Annotated in this window: 24 protein-coding genes; 9 read left to right on the forward strand and 15 right to left on the reverse strand. The window is 55.6% G+C overall.

Translation table 11 applies throughout. From position 1 onward, the window contains the following. Positions 1 to 269: 269 nt before the first annotated feature. The gene (locus AAAX31_RS10080) at positions 270 to 911 is read left to right on the forward strand and encodes a hypothetical protein (protein WP_349077115.1); all 642 of its coding nucleotides are present in this window, start codon (positions 270 to 272) and stop codon (positions 909 to 911) included. Between the two features lie 642 nt (positions 912 to 1,553). Here AAAX31_RS10080 and AAAX31_RS10085 read toward each other — a convergent pair. From AAAX31_RS10085 to AAAX31_RS10110, 6 genes are all read right to left on the reverse strand, one after another. Further along, positions 1,554 to 1,832 carry a hypothetical protein gene (locus AAAX31_RS10085; protein WP_349077117.1) on the reverse strand — a complete coding sequence of 93 codons (279 nt, stop codon included), beginning with the start codon at positions 1,830 to 1,832 and terminating at the stop codon, positions 1,554 to 1,556. A 386-nt stretch (positions 1,833 to 2,218) separates the two neighbouring features. Then, positions 2,219 to 2,446, reverse strand: coding sequence for a DUF6290 family protein (locus AAAX31_RS10090; protein ID WP_349077118.1), 228 nt, complete (start codon positions 2,444 to 2,446; stop codon positions 2,219 to 2,221). Positions 2,447 to 3,477: 1,031 nt separating this feature from the next. After that, on the reverse strand, positions 3,478 to 4,026 hold the full coding sequence (locus tag AAAX31_RS10095; protein ID WP_349077120.1) for a hypothetical protein: 549 nt from the start codon (positions 4,024 to 4,026) through the stop codon (positions 3,478 to 3,480). Between the two features lie 691 nt (positions 4,027 to 4,717). Next, positions 4,718 to 5,560, reverse strand: coding sequence for a hypothetical protein (locus AAAX31_RS10100; RefSeq protein ID WP_349077121.1), 843 nt, complete (start codon positions 5,558 to 5,560; stop codon positions 4,718 to 4,720). Between the two features lie 213 nt (positions 5,561 to 5,773). Beyond that, the gene (locus tag AAAX31_RS10105; protein WP_055287576.1) at positions 5,774 to 6,055 is read right to left on the reverse strand and encodes a DUF1778 domain-containing protein; all 282 of its coding nucleotides are present in this window, start codon (positions 6,053 to 6,055) and stop codon (positions 5,774 to 5,776) included. Beyond that, positions 6,055 to 6,321 (reverse strand): hypothetical protein, encoded by a 267-nt coding sequence (locus AAAX31_RS10110; protein WP_349077123.1) that lies wholly within the window; start codon positions 6,319 to 6,321, stop codon positions 6,055 to 6,057. Before AAAX31_RS10110 ends, AAAX31_RS10105 begins: the two co-directional genes overlap by 1 nt. A gap of 223 nt (positions 6,322 to 6,544) precedes the next feature. Here AAAX31_RS10110 and AAAX31_RS10115 point away from each other — a divergent pair, with 223 nt between their 5' ends. After that, positions 6,545 to 7,129 carry a recombinase family protein gene (locus AAAX31_RS10115; RefSeq protein WP_226791018.1) on the forward strand — a complete coding sequence of 195 codons (585 nt, stop codon included), beginning with the start codon at positions 6,545 to 6,547 and terminating at the stop codon, positions 7,127 to 7,129. 189 nt (positions 7,130 to 7,318) lie between these two features. After that, a complete protein-coding gene (locus tag AAAX31_RS10120; RefSeq protein WP_349077125.1) occupies positions 7,319 to 7,888 on the forward strand; it encodes a hypothetical protein in 570 nt (189 codons plus the stop codon). A 53-nt stretch (positions 7,889 to 7,941) separates the two neighbouring features. Here the strand turns inward: AAAX31_RS10120 and AAAX31_RS10125 are convergent, their stop codons facing one another. From AAAX31_RS10125 to AAAX31_RS10150, 6 genes are all read right to left on the reverse strand, one after another. After that, positions 7,942 to 8,556 (reverse strand): metallophosphatase, encoded by a 615-nt coding sequence (locus AAAX31_RS10125; protein WP_349077126.1) that lies wholly within the window; start codon positions 8,554 to 8,556, stop codon positions 7,942 to 7,944. Between the two features lie 107 nt (positions 8,557 to 8,663). Continuing rightward, positions 8,664 to 9,149 (reverse strand): hypothetical protein, encoded by a 486-nt coding sequence (locus tag AAAX31_RS10130; protein WP_349077127.1) that lies wholly within the window; start codon positions 9,147 to 9,149, stop codon positions 8,664 to 8,666. 75 nt (positions 9,150 to 9,224) lie between these two features. Beyond that, complete coding sequence (locus AAAX31_RS10135) at positions 9,225 to 9,389, reverse strand: hypothetical protein (RefSeq protein ID WP_349077129.1); 165 nt, start codon at positions 9,387 to 9,389, stop codon at positions 9,225 to 9,227. After that, entirely contained in the window at positions 9,386 to 10,024 is a 639-nt protein-coding gene (locus AAAX31_RS10140) for a hypothetical protein (RefSeq protein WP_349077131.1), read from the reverse strand. The genes AAAX31_RS10135 and AAAX31_RS10140 overlap by 4 nt, the downstream gene beginning before the upstream one ends. 263 nt (positions 10,025 to 10,287) lie before the next feature. Further along, the gene (locus AAAX31_RS10145; RefSeq protein WP_255413117.1) at positions 10,288 to 10,413 is read right to left on the reverse strand and encodes a hypothetical protein; all 126 of its coding nucleotides are present in this window, start codon (positions 10,411 to 10,413) and stop codon (positions 10,288 to 10,290) included. Positions 10,414 to 11,042: 629 nt separating this feature from the next. Next, positions 11,043 to 11,441, reverse strand: a complete 399-nt coding sequence (locus AAAX31_RS10150; RefSeq protein ID WP_349077132.1) for a hypothetical protein — start codon at positions 11,439 to 11,441, stop codon at positions 11,043 to 11,045. Between the two features lie 74 nt (positions 11,442 to 11,515). On the opposite strand from AAAX31_RS10150, the gene AAAX31_RS10155 reads away from it, so the two are divergent. The 3 genes from AAAX31_RS10155 (at position 11,516) to AAAX31_RS10165 (ending at position 13,403) form a co-directional block, all read left to right on the forward strand. Next, the gene (locus AAAX31_RS10155; protein WP_349077133.1) at positions 11,516 to 11,962 is read left to right on the forward strand and encodes a hypothetical protein; all 447 of its coding nucleotides are present in this window, start codon (positions 11,516 to 11,518) and stop codon (positions 11,960 to 11,962) included. 495 nt (positions 11,963 to 12,457) lie between these two features. Next, positions 12,458 to 12,616: a hypothetical protein gene (locus tag AAAX31_RS10160; RefSeq protein WP_195241079.1), complete on the forward strand. Its 159-nt coding sequence runs from the start codon at positions 12,458 to 12,460 to the stop codon at positions 12,614 to 12,616. Positions 12,617 to 12,803: 187 nt separating this feature from the next. After that, on the forward strand, positions 12,804 to 13,403 hold the full coding sequence (locus AAAX31_RS10165) for a hypothetical protein (RefSeq protein WP_346979670.1): 600 nt from the start codon (positions 12,804 to 12,806) through the stop codon (positions 13,401 to 13,403). 1,134 nt (positions 13,404 to 14,537) lie between these two features. Here the strand turns inward: AAAX31_RS10165 and AAAX31_RS10170 are convergent. Together AAAX31_RS10170 and AAAX31_RS10175 are read right to left on the reverse strand one after the other, a co-directional pair. Then, entirely contained in the window at positions 14,538 to 14,837 is a 300-nt protein-coding gene (locus AAAX31_RS10170; RefSeq protein WP_217108483.1) for a ribbon-helix-helix protein, CopG family, read from the reverse strand. After that, positions 14,838 to 15,389 (reverse strand): ParA family protein, encoded by a 552-nt coding sequence (locus AAAX31_RS10175; protein ID WP_055287551.1) that lies wholly within the window; start codon positions 15,387 to 15,389, stop codon positions 14,838 to 14,840. It lies immediately after the preceding gene. 702 nt (positions 15,390 to 16,091) lie between these two features. Here AAAX31_RS10175 and AAAX31_RS10180 point away from each other — a divergent pair. Then, on the forward strand, positions 16,092 to 16,331 hold the full coding sequence (locus AAAX31_RS10180; protein ID WP_349077135.1) for a hypothetical protein: 240 nt from the start codon (positions 16,092 to 16,094) through the stop codon (positions 16,329 to 16,331). Between the two features lie 745 nt (positions 16,332 to 17,076). Here AAAX31_RS10180 and AAAX31_RS10185 read toward each other — a convergent pair. Next, on the reverse strand, positions 17,077 to 20,427 hold the full coding sequence (locus AAAX31_RS10185) for a hypothetical protein (protein ID WP_349077137.1): 3,351 nt from the start codon (positions 20,425 to 20,427) through the stop codon (positions 17,077 to 17,079). Positions 20,428 to 20,599: 172 nt separating this feature from the next. On the opposite strand from AAAX31_RS10185, the gene AAAX31_RS10190 reads away from it, so the two are divergent. After that, positions 20,600 to 20,788 carry a helix-turn-helix transcriptional regulator gene (locus tag AAAX31_RS10190; RefSeq protein WP_349077149.1) on the forward strand — a complete coding sequence of 63 codons (189 nt, stop codon included), beginning with the start codon at positions 20,600 to 20,602 and terminating at the stop codon, positions 20,786 to 20,788. Positions 20,789 to 20,999: 211 nt separating this feature from the next. Beyond that, positions 21,000 to 22,265 (forward strand): DUF4143 domain-containing protein, encoded by a 1,266-nt coding sequence (locus AAAX31_RS10195; RefSeq protein WP_349077138.1) that lies wholly within the window; start codon positions 21,000 to 21,002, stop codon positions 22,263 to 22,265. The last annotated feature ends 243 nt before the right edge of the window (positions 22,266 to 22,508 follow it).

Below are 22,508 nucleotides of genomic sequence, written 5' to 3' on the forward strand. Positions count from 1 at the left end.
CTCTCGCTTGGAATGAGGCCTCTCATTCCACGTCTACACTGCGTTTCGCCCAATCCCCGTTCCGGAGATTGCAAGATGTACGTAAATGGCCATAATTACATGCAAGCATGTACTATGGCTATTTACGATCTTGCTTTTCCCTCCTACGGGAAAAGAAAACAGGCAAAGCTGGGTTCCGTTTCGCGCGAAACGGTTTCGCAGCCGGGAAAAATTCGGCGCACCTTTTCGAATCTTGTTTCGGAGGCCACTCCGAAACTGAAGGGATGAAAATGAGACGAAGCGAGAAAGTTGAAGCGACGTTGACCCCTGGAGAAAAGGAAGCCCTTCAACGACTTTGCGACGAAGCCGGTTGCACGGAAGCTGAACTAATCCGCTCCGTTTTGATTAGCCGTTCGATTTCTCTCGACGATCTTGAGGCCGGAAAGAAAATCGAACGCGTAAAAAATAAAGTGCTGCAGAAGCAGGAGCGCAAACACACTCCAAAAAAATCTGGCGAGTGCGGTGAAGCCATCGCCGAGAAACGCGACGTTTCGTTTCATGTGATGCTTACCGCTTCAGAAAAAAAGGCGATCGAGCAGCGTGCGGAGGCTCTTGGCATCTCTGTAAGCGAACTGGTTCGCCGCAGCGCAATTTACGGAAAGATCGAATCATTCAATTTTAACATTGCGGAAGTTGAAAAACTCCATCATGAGTTATTGAAGGAAGGAACGAACCTCAATCAGCTGATGTACTTCGTGAATGCCCAGGGGCTTCCCGCGTACAACGAGAAAGCTGTTTTCCGCACACTAGAAAAGGTTTACCAAAATGCTCGAAAGGTCGATCGGTTTATCGAGGAACTTGAAAAGCGTTATCACGTTGACTATGTTCCCCACGACTATCTGGCAGATGAACCAGACAACAGAAATCTTTAAGTCGGAACGCAGCTGGGCCAGTTTTGCAATTGAGTGCAATTACTCGTTTAGCTATTTCTGATATTTCATAAAACGGCTTTCGGAAAGTGGAAGGAAACTTAAGCATCCACCTTTTAGCAAAATAGAAATCTTATTTCCATTGGCTCCACCATAGCCTTTCTTAAGCTTAGGAGCATCCGTGGAGTCAATCTATTTAGATATCCGTTCTCTTGATTCCTAAATATTTCTTACGAAGATACCATGCCTGTTCCTCAGTAATCGAACGCTCAATCTCAGCGCTGTTAATTTCACTTTGTAGTAGGCAATAGTCACAGTCAAATTCCAAATACCCTATGTTAGCTTTCGCTTTTTCTTCTCCTTCGAGGTGGGCGGCAATCGCATCTTTAAGGCAAGGATTAAGAGTTTTTTCAAACGACAGTATCGACCTCCAATGATCTAAACCTTATCCACGATTCGTCTGTGGCATCGCTTTGAAACTCCCCATAGTTGAAACAAGGGGTTTTACAACGGTTTCGATAAGATCGGCTGTTACAGAATCCTGAAAGAAAGGGTCGAACCGAAGTGTCTGGCCGGACGCCAATTGTCCGGGAACTGCTTCTGGTTCGACCCTCTTTTACTTTACTTCCATGGCCATGCAGCGGTCTAGTACTCCTTGACGGGATGCTCCTCGCCGAATCCACCGTCGATGCCGAAGCGGCACAGTCTGTCGATTGCTCGAAGGTGCTCGTCAATGGCAGCTGCAATTTGGGTGTCGACCTCGCTGTCATGGTCGTTGAGGCTGCGAACTGCCTCGTCGGCGGCCATGAAGGCCTTGACGGCCTGTGCGAGCTGGTTCTTAAAAGCATCAACCTTCTCAACTGCGGCAGCTCGGTCTGCCATCTCGCGTTCGAGTCGTTGAACGATTTCCTGTGTGTCGCTCATGCTATTCCTTTCCCTCGGGTGTTTTACCTAAAATATCGCCCCGTGCGGACACGATTCTCGCTCACGACACGGCGGTAGCAGATATCACAAATTCGCAGGTAGACGGCTCAACAGGATTCGATTTACGGGGCGATTGAACCTAGGGTGGTGTGGATGTTCGCGACACCCCTTTTCCGTGTCTTAAAACGCATCTGGTGAGGTCGATTTTTCGGCCTTGACCTGCATGGCGGCGCTTTGGGGTGCTTTGGGTGTGCCCTTAAGCAGTGCTTGCATCTACCAGCGCGTGAAACATTTCGACAGTAATTCGTGAAACAAATTGCGGAACTATCGCTTCAACGGACGCTGCCGCCGCTCAACGCGAGCGGTCAGCTTGGCACCGCAAACGTCTACTCGCCCTCCATGGCCATACACATGGCGTCGGCCATTGAGTAGCGGGTACCGTCATCTTCCATCAGCGCTTCGTTGAATGCTTCGATGTCCACCATGTCCTCGACTTTCTCAAGCGCAGCCCTTCTCACGGACTCGGAAAAGGACATATTTGAGATGCCCGCATGAGCCTTGATCAAAGCCATTTCGCTCTCATCGAATACGACCGCAATTTCGCATATCGCCATGACTGCTCCAATCAATGCCGAAACCAAGTTTTACTGGTACACATCTTATTGTTCAGATTAAACAGTCTCAAAAGGTATGCCCGCCTCAATTCAGAGACGGCATCTGGTCGCTGAAGAAGTTCATTTCCTTCGCTAAGGAAAAGGCAATCGCCTAGATCGGAGTTTCAAATGACCAACGATGATGGCCACCTCCTGCTGGATGCGATCGAGATCGAGCGGCAGCGCAACCGGATGATACGTCAGACGATGGGATTTCGACATGCAGTTGTTGATGCGCAGTCCCGATGATGCCTATGACTACTGCGACTATTTTGCCACGGTTCGTCGGGACGCCACTGTTCTCGATTTGTGGGCTGAGATTTAAAACATCTCGCCTGTTTCAATGCGTTTTTTGGGTTTATAGCTGTTCGCTTTTTCGGCCGTGTCGCAGTTCACTAGTTCATTCATTACGTTCTTCATATCGTCTGTAAATCAGTTATGTCGCGGTTACACAGCTTTGTTGTTGCGTTTTGTCGTAATTCAGCAATGACATAGCCGGAGCTCGCCCGCAAGTGTCGTACGCTGCCGTACAAAACTGCGTTTCGGCCATCCGCGTACCGCCAAGGCTCTGCCCTAGTACCCGGCGCCTGCGGCGGTTGTTCATATCTGAACTGCGACACAGCCGAACAAAGCAATTACGACACTACGTAACTGTGTAATTACCGAACTACGTGATAACGACAAAACTGAAAAACGTAACCGTTGAATTGCAGAACAATGAGCTAACGCCGCGAGTGCCGGGTACTAGGGCAGAGCCCTAGCGTGCGCCGCTTGCGGCGGTACGCTGCCGGTCATTTTGTACGGCAGCGTACGACTCTTGCGGACAGATTTCAGGACCGAATAGCCCGATGTTCAATAGTTCTGTTATTACGTAGTTACATAGTGCGGCTATTCCGCTTTGTCGTTATTGCGTTATGTCGCATTGTCGATATTACGTAGTTCGGTTTTTCACTTTTTACGCCGTTCACTTATTCATTTGTTACATAGTGCCGCTATTCCGTGGCGTCACTTTTATGCCCACCGCGTGCGTATTCGACGGTGTGGGCGGCGTCTCCGAACACCTCGACTGCTGCCGCCACGAATTGCGGTGCGGTGCGCCTCGGGATATAGAAAGTTTTGTTGCCGAACACGATTGCGATCCAGGCGTTACGGTAGATGAATTGATATGCCGCCTCTCTTGAGCGCTTGCCGCAGTATTCCTCTGCAATCTCGTCGATCTGCCAGAGGTGGCCGAAGCCGACAATATATTCGGCGATGTACGCGCTCGTCTTGATTCGCACGCGCCGCGGGCGGCGGTACGGAGCATAGCTGCTTTTCCCAGGGCCCGCTTTAACGGGCACGGAATAGACCTCGGCTCGAGCCTTTTCAGCGACCACGCGCCGTGCATCATCGAGGCTATAACGCTTGCACAGGCGCTCGCCGTCGTCGGTCGAGCACTTCACGGTAATTGACTTGATATGCGGCGCCAGATACTTGTACGTCCATGCTCGCGACGCGCCGAACTCCCACCGCAGATCTTCAATGCTCAAGAACTCATCCATCTTCTGACCTCGATTTTCTGCCGATAAACGAGAAATCACGCAAGAGACGCATACTTGTACCCCCATCGTAAATGTGTGTACAAGTCTGCCGCCGACCCGGGCGGTTCGGCGCTTGCCAGGGCTCCGCCCTTGGACCGGGGGAGGACGCTCGCGCGCCTCATTATTACAATAACGGACAGGAGTGAAATAGTGCCAAATTTCAAATTATTACGATAAAAGACACGGGTGCGGCGGCGTGTGCGATGGTGTCTGCGAGAGATTATTACGATAACGGACATGGCGGATTTATCGATCCAGCACCGGGTGTTCCCCTCGAAGATGCGACCGCCGTGGCGTCACCATCCAAAATCGCGACATTGGGATGGTGCAAACTGACCCTTAAGAGTCAGTTTGCACGCCAGCTTCGTTCAACGTCAGACATTGGGAATGTCAGACATTGAACCTGCGGCAAAGCCGCAGCTGGGGCCGCATGCGGCCTGAAATCGCTCGCGAAGCTCGCTTGATCGTGCGCGAATATCTGACAGTGCTGTCAGACATTGTCGGACAATTCAAATGTCCGACAATGCGCACGGGATCTCACCCATGGTCGATAGAATTGACCGCCCGGGCACGTACTCCCGGGCGGTCAATTCATGTGCTCATTCGCGATTCTGTTGGGTTTTGGAGCACCGGCATGTTCTCGGCGGCTGGACTAGCCGTACAGCTTGAGTTCATGGGGCTCCATGTGGTCGTCTCCCAACACGACATCCCTGATGTAGTCCTGCGGCAGCAGCTCGACAGGTAAAATTGTCGCCAGGAAGCCGTCGAACCACGCCCGTGGCGTCGGGTCGGGCGCATACATGACCTTGGTCGCGCCGTCGGGCAGGGTGATGGTGAGCCGCACCGCTCCGTTGCGTCGATACGCCCTCGACCATTCCTCGTCCGTGTCCCCGTAACCCTTGCGGTCCGCGGTCGTCCTCCACACGGTCCCCAGCTCGTCGAATGACCGCGGGTGCTCGCCGAGGTCGACCCAGTGCATCTGGGACCTCTTGAGCCTCGCCGCGTTATAGGCCGGTTTCCACTCGTCAGGCAGGTACACCCTCTCGAAGACCTCGCGGGACAGCTCGCGGAACTTAACTTCATCCGCCCGCGACCGGCGCGGGTCGCTGCCCAACCCGGCCGCCTCGGCGGCCGCGGCCTCGAGCCAATCCATCGCCTCCCGGCTGCCCGCGAGAATATCCGCCGCGCCGACGACTCGGGTGCGCCTCTCGACCGTGCCGTTCACCGCCAAGTCGTGCAGCTCCTTGCGGGACCAGATGAAGCCGCCGCCGGGCCCGAGGCCGACCTTATCGGACCAATCGCCCGACACATAGATGTGCCGGATATGCTTGCAGTGTGACAGCACGAACGGGCGCGTACACTGCAGGGCCCGGCAGACCTGCTTGGTGGTCACGTCGAATTCGCTTTTGACGGCGTCGCCCAGCTCGTCGATGCCCTCCGGCAGCGTGATCAGCCCCGGGTCGTTCTCATTTGTCCTCGGCTCGCACCTGCCCATGACAATCGCCTCCTAATTATGTTAGTGATTTCGCTAACACTTTTATACCCGTTTGCAGTGGGGCCATCGGCAAGGGAATCGCGAAAGGGGCCCACCATTGAATAAAGCAGACGCCTTGCCCGGCGCCCTGTTTAATCGCGTTTATGTTAGTGATATAGCTAACATAAACGCGATGTAGCCCATTTCGCTCCCACGGAAAGGCGCGCCGTGAGGCTATGCCGACCTGAGGATTCTCTCAGCCTTCTCGAGCGCAGCCGAGCGCAGGAACTCCGACTTCCGCATCCCGCATGCGGTGGCCGCCCTCTCGATGAGATCGGCGCCCGTTTTCGGGCACTTGAAAGACAGATTGGCGTTGGCCTCTCCCTCGGAGAGCCTTGGGCGGCCGACGCGGAGGTTTGCCAGGGCCCCCGTCCAAGAGCCGGATTCATATTCCGCGCACTCGCGCTCGATGTCCTCGTCCGTGATCACGGTGCCGTTTGCAAGCCTGAACTCCATCAGTAACCTCTCCTTCTCGCGCTCTCGATCTCCTTCAGCGTCTTCTTGCTCGGCGGCGTCATGGCGTGATAGATAAGCCATACGCCGTCAGCCAGGAGGACTCCGACCATCTCGATATACCGGCCATGTGGGTCGTAGCCTGTCCGCATCTCCTGTTCCCCGGGTACGCGAACGGCCGCGAAGCGGTAGTTCTCCCATGCCGCCTCGACATCTCCGACATCCAACTCGGGGTGTCGCTCGTGAACCCTTCGGTGTATCTGAACCATTGGCCTCCAATTGTACGAGAATATTCTACTACTATTTGGTAGTAGAATATTCGACGCATCAACTTATAAGGCCTATTCGCCAACCGTTCGTTCCAAAACGTATGCCGCGCGGCACTCGAAAATCGAATCCTCGATGCCGTGAACAGCGAGTGTCAAAACCCAGTGCCAAAACCTCCCCGTGCATTCCCATGAGAAAATCAAAAGACAAGGCAGGAGGCTGAAAATGACTAGATACGGATACGCTCGCGTGAGCACGAAGGATCAGAAGCTAGACAGGCAAATCGAGGCGTTGGTCAACGCCGGCGTGCCCTATGGCCATATCTACAAAGACAAAGTCACGGGTGCCAAGGACGGCGACCGAACTCAACAGAAGCGTCTGTTCAAGAAGATGAAGGCCGGCGATGAAGTGGTAGTCGAGTCTTGGGAGCGCCTAACCAGATCGACCAGACAGCTGTTGAACTATGACCTCATGTTTCGAAACCTCGGTGTGAAGCTGACTTCCCTGAAACAACCAGTCGATCTCGATACCGCCTTCGGCCGTTTCGTCCTCGGCACCCACGCTTGCACAGCCGAGCTTGAGCGCGATCTGATCAAGCAACGCCAGGCCGAGGGCATCGCCGTAAAACGGAACCATGGTGGCAACGTCGGGGGCCGCCCGCGCATCGCGGACGTCAAGGCCGATGCTGCCGTGAAACTCTACCTTGCGCGGGAGACGCCCATCCCCGACATCTGCGCCGCAACGGGTATCTCGAAATCGACCCTGTACCGCATCCTCCGCGAGCGCGGGTTAGTCGGAGTCAGAAGATAAATCCGAGTGCGCTACTATTAGATGAGTGCGGTATTTCTCCAACCGAAAACCTGCGTGAACGCATGACTTGAGACGCCTTTTTAGAACTCACCGATCGCAGGATGACTACAAATCAACAGCGGCCGCGTATTTGTTCCCAGCCGTACGGCGTGGCGGAGCCATGCCCATTGTTGATTGGAGTGTCGCACGATGACAGACGAGAGAAAAATCAGGGAGATTTACGGCGTGAAGTCCGTCCTCGATGAGGCCGCCGAGCGAATCGAGGCGACGTGGCGGGAGAAGCTGCTGCGCGAGACGGGCGACCTCAGAACCGAGAACGCGTTGCTCAGGGCCCAGCTCGACGAATTCAACCGCAAGCTCGTCGAGGCGAGAGACCGGAACGAAAGACTTGAGGCCGACTGCAATGAGCGGGTCGCCTTTATCGAGGAGAAGTTCGAGCTCGACACCGCGAGCATCGAGCTCGAGAACAATGAGCTCCATGCCGCGGGCGTCAGGTACCTTTCCCGTGCCAAGGAACTCGGCAGGCAGGTTGTCCAGCTCCATGCCGAGGCTGAGGCCATGTCCGATGAGATCGAGCGTCTGCGCGGCGAGCGTGACGCCGCGTTGAAAGCCCAGGCTGAGCTGAGCGATGCGCTCCTGGCCCAGCGCGACCTGATGGCCGAGGTCGCCGCCCTTAAGGACCGCCTCGCTGCAACCGAACAGCGGGCGGCCGTGGCCGAGGCCAAGGTCGAGACCATGACCCAGATGAAGGATGAGTAGGTCGCATAGCATCTAATTTTCTAGAAACCCTCTAGAGCATTTTCTAGGGGTTTCTAGAACTGAGAACCAGGCGCAGCATCTTCGATCGGCACGATGTCTCGATAGACCAGGCGATGCCTGTCGTCGCGCCATTCGTCGCCGTGGTAATGCCCGAAGAGCCAGATGCGATAGTCGAGCCGCCCGTCGAGCTCGCCCAGGAAAGTTTGCAGCGTATCCCCGCCGCACTCACGTCCGCGCTCGCGGCACAGCTCTCTAGCCAGGGCAGCAGGAGCCTCGTGACTCACCACGTAGTCGACCCTCCAGCCTACGCGGTTGAGCGAGGCGCGGCAGTGGTCCATCTCTTCCTCGCTCGGCATCTCCTCGGGCCACCAGCTCCTCCCCTCCCTGCGATACTGCCTGTCGTTGCTCGCGGCGCCGCCCATGGCAAGGACTGTGAGCCCGTCGATATCGAACACCTCTCCGCGCGTCAGGTGCAGCACGTGCGGTCGCGCCTCATGGACGAGCCCGCCGTTCCACTCCCGCACCGGAAGCCCAGCCAGGGCGTGGTGGTTCTCGTGGTTGCCGTCTACGAAACACGTGGTCCACGGCTTCGACTCGAACCAGTCGAGCCAGTATTTCTCGGCGTTGGATCCATCCCAGACAAAGCCGAAGTCGCCGGTCACGATCACCGCGTCATCGCGCGTCAGGGTCCGGCCCAGCGGCCAATTTTTGAATGCAAACCGGCTGGACCCGTACTCGGCCCTGCCGCGCACGTCGCCTGTCACATAGACCGTCATCAGTACGCACCCCACGGCAGGAGTTTGTCCCCGAGCCTCACGATCCGGTCATACAGCACCGTGTGCCGTTCGTCCGGGTTGCCGTCTCGGTGAAAATGGCCGTAATACCAGTGTTTATAGTCCAGGCGGTCCTCGAGCTCGTCGAGGAATTCGGTCAGCCGGTCCACATCAGGGCGTTCCCAGCCAGGGTCCGGGTAGAGCGTCGGCGAGAGCATGCGCGTGGCGCAGGTATGGGTGATGACGCAGTCGACCTTCCAGGCGACCTCGTCGAGCTTTGCCCGCGCGGCATCGAAATCGCGCTCGTCCGGAAGCTCCTGAGGCCACCAGCTGGAATACGGCACGCGGTATTCCCTGTCCACGCTCGTGGCACCGCCCATGGTGAAGACCGTCGAGCCGTCGAGCTCGAAGACCTCGCCGCGCGTCAGGCGCCGAATGGGCGAGGTGTCCGACAGGCGCTGCGTCAGCCCGCCATGCCATAACTCCATGGGGCGCTCCTCCCAGTGATCGAAGCGCTCGTGGTTGCCGTCGACGAACAGTGCCGTGTAGGGGCGCGACTCCAGCTAGGCGATGTCGGCGCATTCCTCGGCAGAGAAGTCCCACGGAAAGCCAAAGTCACCGGCAACGATGAGACAGTCGTCGCTGGCAAGACTATCGCCGAGCTCCCAGTCGCGGAGCTTTTGCATGTCGAGCCCACCGTGGATGTCGCCCGTCACATAGACCGTCATCGAATCACCTCTTCCCTCTTGTACGCCGCCAGCTCGCGCTCGACCTGCCTGTCGCCGGTCTCGTTGACCCACCAGGGCCATTTCACCCGGCCGCACGGCTCGTCGACTCCGGCGAACCATTCCCTCAGCCCGTCGAGGCTCACCGGGGAGTGCCCGTTGGCATCGCAACCGACGTCGTAGCGCAGAAGGCCCTGCTTGCGGTTGAACTCGTTGTACGCGCCGCCGCCGCTGTGGATGTGCCCGTGGAGGTGCCACGATCCATGGCTCATGCCCTGCCAGTCGGCCATGGGGTAATGGCTCAGGACGATCTTCTGCCCGTCGATCTTGAGCACGCAGATCGGCGGCTCCACGGTGAAGGCGCCCGCGACCGCCGGCTGGGTCCAGTCCTTGTCGTGGTTTCCCGGGACGAGGTGGATGCGCCTGCAGGCGATCCGTTTGCGCAGCCCGTAGGCGTCCTGGGCGGTCATCTTGAATGAGAAATCCCCCAGGATGTAGAGCTCGTCGTCCACGGCGACCCTGCCGTTGATGCTGTCGACGATGGCGTCGTTCATCTGCCAAATCGTCTCCCACGGGCGGTCGGTGAACTTCAGCACGTTCTCGTGCCCGAAGTGGGTGTCGCTGGTAAACCAGATCATATTTATGTCTCCTTCTGTCGCTAAAAAACGTTCTCCTTCGAGGTCAGGAGACGTTTTATGAGCGACATGAGGTGCATATCCCTCATGTTCCAAGCTCCAATCTGCAGGATTTGCCCAACTAAAAGTTTACGCCCACGCGCGAACAGGATTTGATTTTTGAAATATGGACGAATTCCTCGTCAGGAGGGTAAAATGGTGCCGACGGCAGCCCAAGTTGTGATGAGCTGGGCAGAGCCGTTGCTTAGTAGAGTTAGGTCATCGTCTTAGCGACGGTGGCCTTTCTTTTTGGGCTTCGAGCCCTGCTTGAGTGCCTTGGAAAGGCCGACAAGGGCCGTGAGGAGCGAGACCATAGCGGTCAGGAGCTTCACGAGCTCGGTGAAATCGGTCATGGGCATCACCTCCCATCGGATGGAGGGCTCTGCCCGGCACGAGGGCTGCCGACAGCAAGGACGATTCTATCAGAGCGGCTGACTCCCGCCCGATATTACCATCCCACCGCGCATGTGCAAAAAAGAGGGCCGCCAAACAGCGACCCTCCAGCGAAAGTGCGTCTATTTTAGGTGTGACGTTCTATCAAATTATCTAATTTGATAGTTGCAACGCCATGTTTCTACGGATCCAACCCCAGTAGCTTGAACCTGAGAAAAATATTCACCGTTAGAACCGGTAGCGCGAGTATTAACCCAAGTTGGCGCTAGAGTACTATAGGAATTAGGAAAAGATAGCGACTTGTAATCCCTATATACAATTCGATCTTTTACTGCACGACCATTCAATAGTCCCGTAAAGGTCCAATATACATTCAAGACCCTTTCGCTGTTTGCACGGCGAACAGTGGAGCTGGAAACATATAGAAGATCATTAGATAGAGAAGCAACCGGCTGAACATCGTTTCTCATATTGCAGACAATCCCGTCCGCAAAGCCAGCAGTCGGAAAACACAAACAAACAAAAAGGAAGAAAGAACCTAGAATTGCTTTGAACTTCATGCTATGCATATAAGCCACCCACAATCGAATCAACGCGTTTGATAGTTGCACTGAAATACTTTCATAAGCCCGTCACCCTTGCATGTGGGACAAGTATTAACAAAGCTTGTTCGACATGTATCCGGATAAATACGGCTGTAGCTATTCTTGAAAGTTAGTCGCTTATAAGTTGGATCTTTTAAGGGAATATTATGCGCAACGTTATTAAAACAATAGAACGAATAATACGTATCAAGGACGTCTTCTTGCATGGCGCGCCTTGCTATAGAGATTTCATCAAACAACGAAACTTCTGCGTAAGACGCGGTGATAGACACATCGTGATTTACTGTCAAACCAAAAGATGGAGTCACAGCCAAAAAAGCTGATAAAAGGACAGTTGATGCTGAAAATAACATTAACTTACGAATAACGGATTTTACTGCCATGACTCCTCCAATCCTATTGGATAAAACTGTTATTATATTAATATATTTGTATCAGCACTTGAAAGGAGTGACCGATGAGCGGTAGAAGAATCGTCTTGAATGTACTTATGGCAGTAGCACTGGTAACGCTCTTGGTCTTCTCCTACTCATACGTGAATCACCCAAAATTTGGATATGTTTTATACGCAGTGTTTTCCGGCGAAATAACTTACAACACCATAGGCTTCATTGACGCAATCTTTTTCTATGTAGTCGGCCCCTTATCAATCGAACTGGTCACTTTTGTTGTCTGCTTCAACCTGAATCAACGAAGCCAGACTCATTCAGCGACTTCGGCGAAACAAGGAATCAATCTCTTTGTCATAAAGATAATCCTGCAAGTTGCGACAGTGTTAATTATCGCCCTGACCGCAACAAACATTTTGAAGTATGAGTACGGACTCGTCGCAAGCTGCCTCATGGCAATTGCCACAGGTATAGCGGTTTCGCATACGAATCCGGCAAAGAAGCAGCTCAACTAACAGGACCTATTTAGAATCAGAATCGTCCATGGAGCCGTCGATGCCGGTTTTGGTGTCGTCCGTATTGGAATCGTCATCCTTGGGGCTTATAGGACAAAATGCGTGTCTGCTTTAGGGGCATCGACCTGCGCCGATGCCCCTAAAGCAGACACGCATTTTGTCCTATAAGCCCCGATCAATTCATACTCCTCATCCTCGCCGAATTGCGAGTATGGCAGAATCGGCACTGGATGGCAGCGCGCTAGGCCGTGTCCGCGGAGTTACCCCCTTGTTTTTATCGTAACAGCTGATTCTAGGGACGTTTCACTGTGCCCTTTTCGGCAATTTCCTGTATCCCTTTTGGAAACTCGAGTGCCTATCTGGCCGACGAAAAGATTTAGCGAATTTAGGTGTACCACTCTGTGTTAGTTTGTATTTTAGACAGTATTTGTGATACGCTTTGTTTCAATCAGTAGTGGTACGATTTCGCTTGTTCAACGAAGGAGGTAATTGTCTATGGCAGTGGCCGAGGAGAAGAAAAGAATCCAGGTTACTCTGCCTCTCGAAATTTGGCGTGATCTCGATAACTACGCGAAGAGTCGCGGTGTAGCCAAGTCGTCTATGGCGGCGATCGCTATTTCCGAGTTTTTGGAGCGTGTTAAAGAGCAAAAATAGATATGAAAAAAGCCCCCTACCGGCAAGTAAGAAGGGCTTTTTTCATGTTCAAATGTGGCTTTCTGGCCTGTTACCTGCAATCCTAGCACACGTATGCTTTGATTTGGGTCCTTATGTTGAAGTACTACCAAAATACTATGGCATCACTTCGACTGATGGCTAGATAGCCTCAACGAGAGGCTAGTTTATGGATACAAGAAATTTAAAACCGGATGTGGGCGGTGGCTATCCGTGGGACACGGATAGCCACCCGTCCGGTCCCGCAAACCCGTCTGGAATGGGGACGGCGTCCGATTTCGCGAATCAGGCCGTCACAGATGCCGCCATGGCCAATAGTGAGAGTCACCGCGAGGTACTTCGCCGGGCATCGGATGAATCGTCCCGTGTCGCCCACATGGTGCAGGATATGGTCAGCGAGAAGGTCGCGATCATCAAGCCGCCATGGATGCTCGAGCTCGGTCTGCCTAGGCTCGACACCGATATTATGGGGCGGATTTGGTCGTTCCAGCGCAAGGACGTCTACAAATCAACCTGCTACATCAGCCTTGCCACCATGGCGGCGGATGTCAAATCGGATCGCTCGAATGTTAAAAAGAGAATCGACAAGCTTGTCGAACTCGGTCTTTTGATTAAGTCGCCGCGCGGGAATAACAAATCGGTTGAGTACCGGCTCGATATGACGGCGATCGCTAAGCGCAGACTCGAAGTCGAGGAGGGCAAGAAGAAGCAACGCGCTGAGAATTCGGCGAAACGCAAAGCTCAGTGGGACGCAAAGCATTCTGCCTAGTTTGAAGGGCTATGGGTTGTATGAACCCATAGCCCTATTTCTTTTCCTTACAAACTATGGGTTAAAACAACCTACAGTCTAACTATGGGTTGGTTTAACCCATAGTTAGACGAAAAATAATTTTATTGATAGGGGGTTAAATAACGGTTCTTCAGCAAGTCTATCGGTTAGGACAACCCATAGACTTGCTCACAGGGATCGCGGATGCTTTTCTGTGGCGGTAGAGCTATGGGTTGAAAGAACCCATAGAAAATTTAAGCCACTTTTCCGGCTATGGGTTAATTCAACCCATAGAAAGCGATCGGAAAACGCCAAAAAGTACCGAAATAGTTATTTCAACCCATAGTTTGAGCCTGTGTTAACCTGGGCCAACTTATCAACTATGGGTTGTCTCACGAGACTATGGGTTGAAATAACCCATGCCAACTATGGGTTCAATTAACCCATGCACTATGGGTTGAAATAACCACAACTATGGGTTGAAATAACCACAACTATGGGTTCATACAACCCACCAAGTCAGACTAGAGTGAATTAGATTCACTTAGTCTGAGCTCAAGAGGGAAACAGAGAAATCCACCAGAAAGCATTTAATGATCGAACGATATACAAACAAGAAAAGCCGTCGTCCTTGCCCTCCGCTCACTGCGTTCGCTCCGCGTCACTACCGCTCCTTGGCGCTCGCTACGCTCGCCCTCCGGTCGCCTACGGCTCCCTGCGCGTCGGCTACGCCTCCTTGCCCTCCGTTCGGCTATGCCTCACTCCGCGTCGCCTTCGGCTCCTTGGCATGGCCTTCGGCCAAAAGTGTGGGGGCTAACGCCCCAGCTCCCCGACTACGTCGCTGTCAGCCCTCAGCGCCGGCGTCGCCTTCGGCTCCCCGGGCGAACTAATCCCACTTAGTTTCAAGCCCTACAATTCGGCAATGACGCCGAATCCGTTTTCCGGTTGATCTGGATACCGACATTTGGTCAACCTCACTTCAATTACCGGCAGGGAGCTACAGAATCGAAAATAAGACGTCCTATCAGTGAGGTCCGACCGGTTTTCTCACTGATAGATAAAACGGGGTCTTAAATCGGCTCTCAGTGGCCAAGGTAAAGAAAAACGGGCACCTTTCGGTGCCCGTTAACTCAACTAGAACTCTTTTTCGGCCAGATAGCGATCGAAAAGCTCCCGAGCGATATCCGATACGGACTTGTCCTCCTCGAGCGCCACTTGCTTCAAACGTTTTCGGTAACTCTCCGGAACGTACACGGACAGCTGAACAAGCCTCTCAGATGCCCCTTCAGCGCCCTTTTTGGGGCGCCCGGCTTTCCGCACCTGAGGAGCCGGTTTCTGGGGCTCAGATGCGCTTTCAACGATTTTCTGCTGCCTCTCCTCGGCCTTCTCCGCTGCGACGTCGAAGTATGAGGTCGCCTTTTTGAACTTTGCCATTTACAGCACCTCTTCCAGCTCGTTCAGGATGTTTTCAATCGCCTGGGCGGCCTTGCCGTTTTTCGCGATCTCGTATACGGGCTTGCCCAGGGCCGCGCCCTGTTTGAATGCCGCCGCGGTCGGAACAGTGCCCAGCACGGGAAGGTCATCGGCCTCAAGAAGCTCGAGGAATTGTCTGTCCACGGTCTGGTTCGCCGCGAAGTTGTTGACGATGATTGCAAACGACAAGTCAGGATTGGCCTCGGTGATGACCTTGATCGTGCGTTTCATGGGCTTCAGGCCCAGCGTGCCGGGCTGCACCGGGATGATTGCGATATCCGCATTCTTGGCATACTCGGCGGTGTCGTCGCTCAGGAAACCCGGCGTGTCGATGACATTCACGGCGTCCTCGTCGTCGAGCAGGTTCTTCTCGTGGTTCGCGCCGCCCTGAGGGTCGAGATTGCCGAATCCGACTTTGTGGCCGCGGCGCTCGAGACCCCAGGCGATCTCGTCGGCGAACGTCGTCTTGCCGACGCCGCCCTTCTGATTGACTAGCAGGATGTTCGTCGCCATGTCCTCCCCTTTCTGAAGTAGCATAGTCATATATTAGCACATTAACATATGACTACATTAAGTAATTCTAAGTCGCAGTTAGAAATATATGAGCATGTTAAGTAATTAGTATAATACTACGTTACCGTGCTCATGACTGTGGGTTGGTTTAACCTATAGTCATGCTAAAGTTGCCAAAAGGGGCACAAAGGCCAATACGTTTGCGCAGTGCCGGCACAGCGACCTAGCATCGTATGCACCGGCGGAATCATCGCAGGCCTGTAAGGAGAGCATATCCACGGGCTCGTGGTCGCCGGAGACCTCGTGATGCCGCACGCGCCGGGCGGCGACTGGAAGCGCGTCGATTGGGATGCACTTGCTGCCTGGCTCGGCAGATACGGTTACAAGGTCGCTGATTGCGAGACGGAGGCCCTTCCGACCGCCGACGCGGCGAGTGGGAACGCAAGGGTAAAAACGCATCGTCGCTGAACCAGTGAGTCAGTATTCTTTAGTTGGATGATGGATATTGAAATTAATTAGCGAGATAATGTGCATATCCCATAATGTATGCGTTTCACCATGAGAGAGGGGTCTGTCATGAGCTGGAAACCGAGAAAATGCGTTATCGCCGGTCTCGTGACAACCGGTCCTGGCGGCGGCTTGTTTGCAACCGCAATGACATCGTACCGACTTTTCACTTACATGTTCTAAAAGGCAGTTGCCATGCTGTCGCAAAATCAATCGAGATACTTGACCACAATCGGCTTTGCCCTGCTTGCATTACTCTTTGCTAGCGACCTTTTGCTGAAACCGCCCAAGGAACTCGTTTCGCTTGCCATAGCCTGCATTTCCGCCCTTTACTTTACGGCAACCCTATTCGTCGGACTAAAGGAGAGGAAAAAAGGCGCAGTCGCCGCATCCGCCGTATGCTTGATCATAACCATTGCATCATTCTTTATCTGACACATTGGTGATTTAGGGGCGATATCGTAGGAATACGACCGGGAGAGTCGGGACCATAGGCTCCGGTAAGAACCTTCGCCATGCCCCACGTATCGAGCCCGATGATTTCCCCGCCGGACGCCCTGACGGTCACGGCCTCCGGCGTCCACGCGATTTCATCGTCCGTGAGGCGGATGGGTGTGACGCTGCCGGCGTCCATCCGCCTCACGACCTCATTCCGCTTATCGCGCCAGCCCGGCTTGAGCCATTTGATGACGGTCGGACGCGAGACACCAAGGACGCACGGGCGCAGCTCGAGCTCTAATACATGAGGTCCCAGCTTGTAATGCGTGAACATATGACTACATTAACATGGTCATGTATTACCGAACGTTATATGCTGAGCTGGATCCGCCCGTCTGTTATCTTGGCTGCTGACCGCTGAGAACATGGCCGCCGTCATCGGCAAGGATGGCGTGGAGACGGAGATTCAGGTGGGGCAGATGCGCCAAACACTGGGCAAGCCTGGCTTCGATTGGCTGTTTAATAAGCACTAACGGTCGAGTTATTGCATTATAATCGCAGCTGTAAATAGGTGACCATATGACCATGCTAACATGTGCGCACAGTCATATGGTCACAGTTGTAAATCGGTTTAATCTGTGGCCCTTAAGCTGAAGCTGCCTCAACGAACCGTGGCTGGCGAGACGAAAAAGGGGAATCCCTTTTGCGGGATTCCCCTTTCCGAGTCGTTATGCGATTTGCACTACATCTGCTCGCGGCGCTTCTTCTGGTCGAGGAAGACGCCGGCTGCCACGAGGACGGTACCGCCGATGACGAACGTCTCGCCGATGAGTCCCGCGCGGTCACCGGTCTGGGCGAGGCTGCCGGGCTGAGCGGTATCCGTGCCGGCGAGGTGCTTCGGGGTGTATGCCGCCTGCTGCTTTGCGTCCTCCTCTGCCTCCTGTCGTGCGATCTCATCGGAAAGCTTCTGCTCCGCTGCGATGCGGTCGGACTTCGCCAACTCGTAGGCGGCGAGTGTCGCATCGTAGCCGGGCTGGAGCTCGTCCACCGCGGCCTGCTTCTCGTCCAGGATGGCCTTAGCGGGCGCGACCTTGGCACGTGCCTCGACTGCTGCGGCGAAAAGCGCGTTGAGGGCGTCATCCGCGTTCACATCATGGCCGGAAGCGATCGCCGCGCCGGCATTGATGGAGTTCAGCTTCGACAGCTTGGCGTCTGCCTGCGCCTTCGCCTGTTCGGCAGCGGAGACCAGGGACTCGGCGGCGACGGCGTCAGCCTTCGCGGCATCGAGTTCGGCCTTGGTGTCATTGACGGCCTTTACTGCATCCTGCTCGCGCTGCTGTGCCTCTGCGAGCTTCGCGGCAAGGCCGGTGAGGATGTCGAGGTTCGACTGTGCGTCCTCGAGATCAGTCTGGGAGCCGGTAAGCCTGTCGGCGGCAACGCCGGTGTCGGCCTTTGCGGCATCGACGGCACGCTGGGCATCCGCGAGGGCGCTTGCGGTGGTATCCGCCTTTTGCTCGGCGGCTGCGAGGACCGCCGCCTTCTCGGCTTGGTCGGCTGCCGCCGCGTCGTGAACGCTCTTTGCTGTATCGACCGCCTTCTTGGCGTCGGCGATGTCCTGGAAGAACTTCGCGAGGTCGGCGTTCGCATCGTCCACGCCCTGCTGCTTAGCAGCGGTGTCCGCCTTGGCGGAATCCAACTTAGACTGTGCGGTCGTTACGGCTGCGTTGGCAGCATCAAAGGCGACCTGCTTCTGCTGGACGGTCGACTTTGCCGTATCGACTGCCGCGTTGGCGGCATCGAGGTCCGATTTCGCCGCATCAAGCTCGGTCTGGGCATCCGTGACGCCCTGTTGCTTGGCGGCGACATCAGCGTTGGCGGCATCGACGGCACGCTGGGTATCGGCAACACCCTGCTTCGCGGCATCGACACCTGCCTGTGCGGAATCCGCTGCGACCTGCTTCTGCTGGACGGTTGCGGCGGCGCTGGCGGCTGCCTGCTGCTTGGATGCGAGATCGGCCTTGACCGCGTCGAGTGCGCTCTTGGCGTTCTTGAGGCCGTTGATATAGGAGGTCAGCTTCTGCTCGTACTCGTCGACGGACATGGGGTTCATGTTCCAACCGGAGCCTGCCCAACCCAGGTTTGCGGTATCGAAGCTGTCGGTCTTCCAGCCGTTCATGGTTCCCTTGCTGCAGACCGCCATGCCCATATAGCCGATTTCAGGGCTGATGACATGCAGGTAGTGACCGACAGTTGCGGGATATCCGGCAACCTTAAAATGCTGGTTGACATAGGATTCAATCCCACTATGCGACTTGTAAAAGTCTACGGCATCCTTACCGATTAGACCGGTGACGCCATAGAGCTCCTGAACTGCCTGATCGAAGAAAGCCTTTTCTTGGTCCACCCACTGCGGTTTCGGATCGGTTCCATAGTTCCATGCGAGGTTTTCGCTCGTATCAAACTGCATGGAATGCCCAAACTTGACATCGGAATAGTTCGCGTTGGCAATCGCCGCCGCAATGAGCTTGTACGTGACCTGGAGCTCAGAGAGACCGACGGACTTGCGGTACTCGTTGATGGACTTCATGTACGGGATTGCCGCGAGCATGTTGTCGAGACTGGTCGCGTCGAGGCTGTTCCCCACCTCGGTGTAGTCCTTGTATGTGCAGTTCTGGATGATCTCGATGGCTGAATCGGCACCCATGGCACGGAAGAAGCCGATCGCTCCCTGCTTGAGTTGCGCGTCGGCGGAATCGAGTTTCGCCTGTGCCTCGTCGACCTTCTGCTGCGCGGCGGTCACGGAGGCGTCTGCGGTATCCTTTGCGACCTTGGCGTTCGCGAGCTCTACGTCGGCGGCTGCCTTGGCGGACTCGGCGTCCTTGACAGCCTGCTTCGCGGCGTCCAGCTTGGCGACGGCGTCGGCATTCGCCTGCTTGGCCGCATCGAGGTCGGCGTTCGCGGCATCGAGAGCGGACTGGGCGGCGTTCACGCCGGATTTGGCATCGGCCGCAGCCTGCTGCTTCGCGGAGAGGGACGCCTGGGCATCATTCAGCTCGGTCTGCGCCGTTGCTGCAGCGGACTGCGCCTGCTCGAGCTCGGACTCGCACTGGGACTGTGCCGCTCGTGCGGCGGCGAGGGCTGCCTCCGCGTCCGCGACTTTCTGTTTTGCCGCATCGTACTCCGGACCGCTGGCGCCTGCCTCCGCTGCGGCGAGGTCTGCTTTCGCCTTCTCGTAGGCGGCGCTGGCGGCTGCGGCCTTCGCATCCGCCGCGTCCTTGTTCTGCTGGGCTGCGGCGAGGACGGCATCGGCGGAATCCTTTGCAGACTGGGCCGCAACCAGCTTGGACTGGGCATCGGCAAGCGTCGCGTTGGCGTTGGCGAGTTCGGCCTGTGCCCTGTCCACGGCAGCCTGGGCGTCGCGCACGGCCTGCTCGGCGGCACTGATTGCCTCCGGGGTGGCGCTTACGGCATCTGCCTTGGCTTTATCGAGGGCATCCTTGGCATCCTGAGCCGCCTTGAGGGCGGACTGGTACGCTTCGTCCTTCTCGGACGCATCTGCCTTGGCGTCTGCGAGACCCGCCTTCGCCTGCTCGAGGTCCTTGCCGGCAGCATCGGCGGCGTCCTTGCCCTCTGCGACCTGACGGGCGTACTCGTCCATTGCCGCACGGTCGGCTGCCGTGCCGGCGCTGACTGCCGAATCGTAGGATGCCTTGGCCTGGTCGCGGGCGGAAGCCGCCTCGTTGTAGGGACCGGCGGCCTCATCGTAGGATGCCTTGGCGGCGTCCTCCTTCGCCTTCGCCTCGTCGACTGCCTTCTGCAGGTCCGCGATGGTCTGTGCGACGGATTTCGTGCCGGTACCGGATGCCGCGCCGGCGTGGGCGGCGATCGGCGACATCACGGCGGGGTGCTGCGTGCCCCCGTCACCGGTCTGGGCGAATGCCGTGAACGGTGAGATGAGGCTCGATCCGGTCATGGCGGCCATGGTCGCCGCGGTGACGGTCAGACGCGCGATCCCCTTCGGAGTGTGAATCTTTTTGTTTGGCAGTGCGGCGAAGTGATCGCCACCGGCAGCGAAGTGCTTTCCCTGGGTCATTGTGCTGTTCCATTCCTTTTCCGTGCCCTATCCGACTGGGCATCAGAGCGCTTTTCAATAGAGATAATTATGCGCCTTAACTGGGATTGTTGTATATAGTCCGTTGGCTTTTATACAACAATCCATGACTCTTTTTGTCATGGATACGAAGACGCTTCAGAAATCATTCGGCATGAGATGCAAAGAGCTCCGCGCTGGACTCGGGTGCAGTCAGGAGCAGTTCGCCAATTTGATTGAAATGGATCGTTCCTACTACGCGAGCATTGAAGTCGGTCGGCGTAATGTCAGCCTCTCAAATCTCAAGAAGATTGCCGACGGATTTCAAATCACCATTGCCGAACTCATGAGAGGCGTCAGCTAAATTTATCCGTCTCATAGTTCACAGTGGGTCTCGTTGATTAGTGCCTTAAGAAAATGGAAATCGTCCCAACGAGCTATCGTCAATCGTCCCAATAAATTACCGCCAATTGTCCCAATAAATTATCGTCAATCGTCCCAATAAGTAATCGTTATTTGTCCCAACGACGCAGATAGACGCTATAATTTCAAATGAATGATTGGAGGGAAAGCCGATGGATAGGTATATAGGACGTTGTGTTGACTGCTTGGTCGAGCGCGACCTTGGCATTTTTGGTGCAGTGCTCATTCAGGGGCCGAAATGGTGTGGAAAGACAACGACAGCTCAGAGATTTGCCGAGTCATCGTTATCTCTCTCCGACCCATCTGGCGGTTTTGCGGCCCTCCAGCTCGCTCGTCTCGATCCGGCCCAAGCAATTGTCGGACCGACCCCGAGGCTTGTCGACGAATGGCAGGAAGAACCGAAGCTATGGGATGCCGTGCGATTCGAATGCGATGCCAGGGGAGGGGAGCCCGGACAGTTCATTCTCACCGGATCTGCGACGCCACGAGCCGAGAACCAGCCGATGCACAGCGGTGTGGGTCGAATCGCCCGTTTGCGGATGGATACCATGACGCTTTTCGAGCTCGGCATTTCGTCGGGAGCGGTCTCGCTTGGGGCGCTGCTCACCGGCGATCCCGTTGCGGCGTCACTCGGATCCATCGCCGGTATCGCCGGTATCGCTGATTTGCTTTGCCGCGGCGGTTGGCCCCAAGCGGTCGGTAAGACGACTGCCGACGCGATGCGGATAGCCGCCGCCTATATTGACGGTGTTTGCGAGTCTGACGTTTCGAGGGCGGATGGAGTGAAACGCGACCCGGTTAAGGTAAGGGCCTTGCTCTCCTCGCTTGCGCGCAATGAATCGACCCTTGCCGGCATGAGGTCCATCGAAAGGGATTTGGGCGTTGACGTCTCAAAGAATACGATTACCGGTTACATGGACGCGCTGCGCCGTATCAATATCGTCGACGACGTCCCCGCGTGGCATCCGGCTCTCAGGTCGCCGGTGAAGTTGCGGCAGGGCGCAAAGCGGCACCTTGCTGACCCATCGCTCGCCGTCGCCCTCATCGGCGCGGACCCGGAGTCGTTGTCATCCGATCCGAAGACCCTTGGCTTGCTCTTTGAATCCCTTGTGCTGCACGATCTCAAGGTTTACGCGGCGGCCAGCGATGCGACCGTATCTCACTACCACGACGCTGACGACCTAGAGGTCGACGCGATTGTCCATCGTCGTGACGGCTCGTGGGTTGCCGTTGAGGTTAAGCTCGGGAGCCCCCAAGTCCCAGAGGCAGTGGAAAATCTGCTTCGACTTGAGCGAAAGCTGGTCGATCGCGGGGAGAGGCCGCCTGCGGCGAAACTCATCGTCATCGGGTTTGGTATGCCGGCTCACGTAACTAGCGAAGGCATCGTTGTTGCTCCGGTCGATACGCTCGGTGTCTAAAACCAGCGCATTGCTATTCTGAGATCTAAAGCCTGAAGCTCAAAATCTCATCGCCTAGTTCTTCGCTAAACGGATGTTAGGGTGCCACCATTACACCAACATTTTCGACGCGATCGCGCTGGAGCTGACGTCGGCATCCGTGTAGCGGAAAGCCGGGACCGCCTTGCGCGGAGAGGCAGTACCGTTCTTGTAGAACGACAGTACTAACTATGTTCAGTACTCAAAACCGACACCAAGGTAGAA

The sequence above is a fragment of the Collinsella sp. CLA-ER-H5 genome (genome assembly GCF_040092375.1).
In the GTDB taxonomy this organism is placed as follows: domain Bacteria; phylum Actinomycetota; class Coriobacteriia; order Coriobacteriales; family Coriobacteriaceae; genus Collinsella.

Excerpts from the sequence above, each read along its gene's own strand:
- AAAX31_RS10100 (WP_349077121.1), bottom strand. The coding sequence starts at position 5,560 with ATGGGCAGGTGCGAGCCGAGGACAAATGAGAACGACCCGGGGCTGATC.
- AAAX31_RS10080 (WP_349077115.1), top strand. The coding sequence starts at position 270 with ATGAGACGAAGCGAGAAAGTTGAAGCGACGTTGACCCCTGGAGAAAAG.
- AAAX31_RS10145 (WP_255413117.1), bottom strand. The coding sequence starts at position 10,413 with ATGACCGATTTCACCGAGCTCGTGAAGCTCCTGACCGCTATGGTCTCG.
- AAAX31_RS10150 (WP_349077132.1), bottom strand. The coding sequence starts at position 11,441 with ATGGCAGTAAAATCCGTTATTCGTAAGTTAATGTTATTTTCAGCATCA.
- AAAX31_RS10195 (WP_349077138.1), top strand. The coding sequence starts at position 21,000 with ATGGATAGGTATATAGGACGTTGTGTTGACTGCTTGGTCGAGCGCGAC.
- AAAX31_RS10115 (WP_226791018.1), top strand. The coding sequence starts at position 6,545 with ATGACTAGATACGGATACGCTCGCGTGAGCACGAAGGATCAGAAGCTA.
- AAAX31_RS10090 (WP_349077118.1), bottom strand. The coding sequence starts at position 2,446 with ATGGCGATATGCGAAATTGCGGTCGTATTCGATGAGAGCGAAATGGCT.
- AAAX31_RS10095 (WP_349077120.1), bottom strand. The coding sequence starts at position 4,026 with ATGGATGAGTTCTTGAGCATTGAAGATCTGCGGTGGGAGTTCGGCGCG.
- AAAX31_RS10130 (WP_349077127.1), bottom strand. The coding sequence starts at position 9,149 with ATGGAGTTATGGCATGGCGGGCTGACGCAGCGCCTGTCGGACACCTCG.
- AAAX31_RS10165 (WP_346979670.1), top strand. The coding sequence starts at position 12,804 with ATGGATACAAGAAATTTAAAACCGGATGTGGGCGGTGGCTATCCGTGG.
- AAAX31_RS10190 (WP_349077149.1), top strand. The coding sequence starts at position 20,600 with ATGAGATGCAAAGAGCTCCGCGCTGGACTCGGGTGCAGTCAGGAGCAG.
- AAAX31_RS10135 (WP_349077129.1), bottom strand. The coding sequence starts at position 9,389 with ATGACGGTCTATGTGACGGGCGACATCCACGGTGGGCTCGACATGCAA.
- AAAX31_RS10170 (WP_217108483.1), bottom strand. The coding sequence starts at position 14,837 with ATGGCAAAGTTCAAAAAGGCGACCTCATACTTCGACGTCGCAGCGGAG.
- AAAX31_RS10140 (WP_349077131.1), bottom strand. The coding sequence starts at position 10,024 with ATGATCTGGTTTACCAGCGACACCCACTTCGGGCACGAGAACGTGCTG.
- AAAX31_RS10160 (WP_195241079.1), top strand. The coding sequence starts at position 12,458 with ATGGCAGTGGCCGAGGAGAAGAAAAGAATCCAGGTTACTCTGCCTCTC.
- AAAX31_RS10120 (WP_349077125.1), top strand. The coding sequence starts at position 7,319 with ATGACAGACGAGAGAAAAATCAGGGAGATTTACGGCGTGAAGTCCGTC.
- AAAX31_RS10180 (WP_349077135.1), top strand. The coding sequence starts at position 16,092 with ATGCTGTCGCAAAATCAATCGAGATACTTGACCACAATCGGCTTTGCC.
- AAAX31_RS10155 (WP_349077133.1), top strand. The coding sequence starts at position 11,516 with ATGAGCGGTAGAAGAATCGTCTTGAATGTACTTATGGCAGTAGCACTG.
- AAAX31_RS10175 (WP_055287551.1), bottom strand. The coding sequence starts at position 15,389 with ATGGCGACGAACATCCTGCTAGTCAATCAGAAGGGCGGCGTCGGCAAG.
- AAAX31_RS10110 (WP_349077123.1), bottom strand. The coding sequence starts at position 6,321 with ATGGTTCAGATACACCGAAGGGTTCACGAGCGACACCCCGAGTTGGAT.
- AAAX31_RS10085 (WP_349077117.1), bottom strand. The coding sequence starts at position 1,832 with ATGAGCGACACACAGGAAATCGTTCAACGACTCGAACGCGAGATGGCA.
- AAAX31_RS10105 (WP_055287576.1), bottom strand. The coding sequence starts at position 6,055 with ATGGAGTTCAGGCTTGCAAACGGCACCGTGATCACGGACGAGGACATC.
- AAAX31_RS10185 (WP_349077137.1), bottom strand. The coding sequence starts at position 20,427 with ATGACCCAGGGAAAGCACTTCGCTGCCGGTGGCGATCACTTCGCCGCA.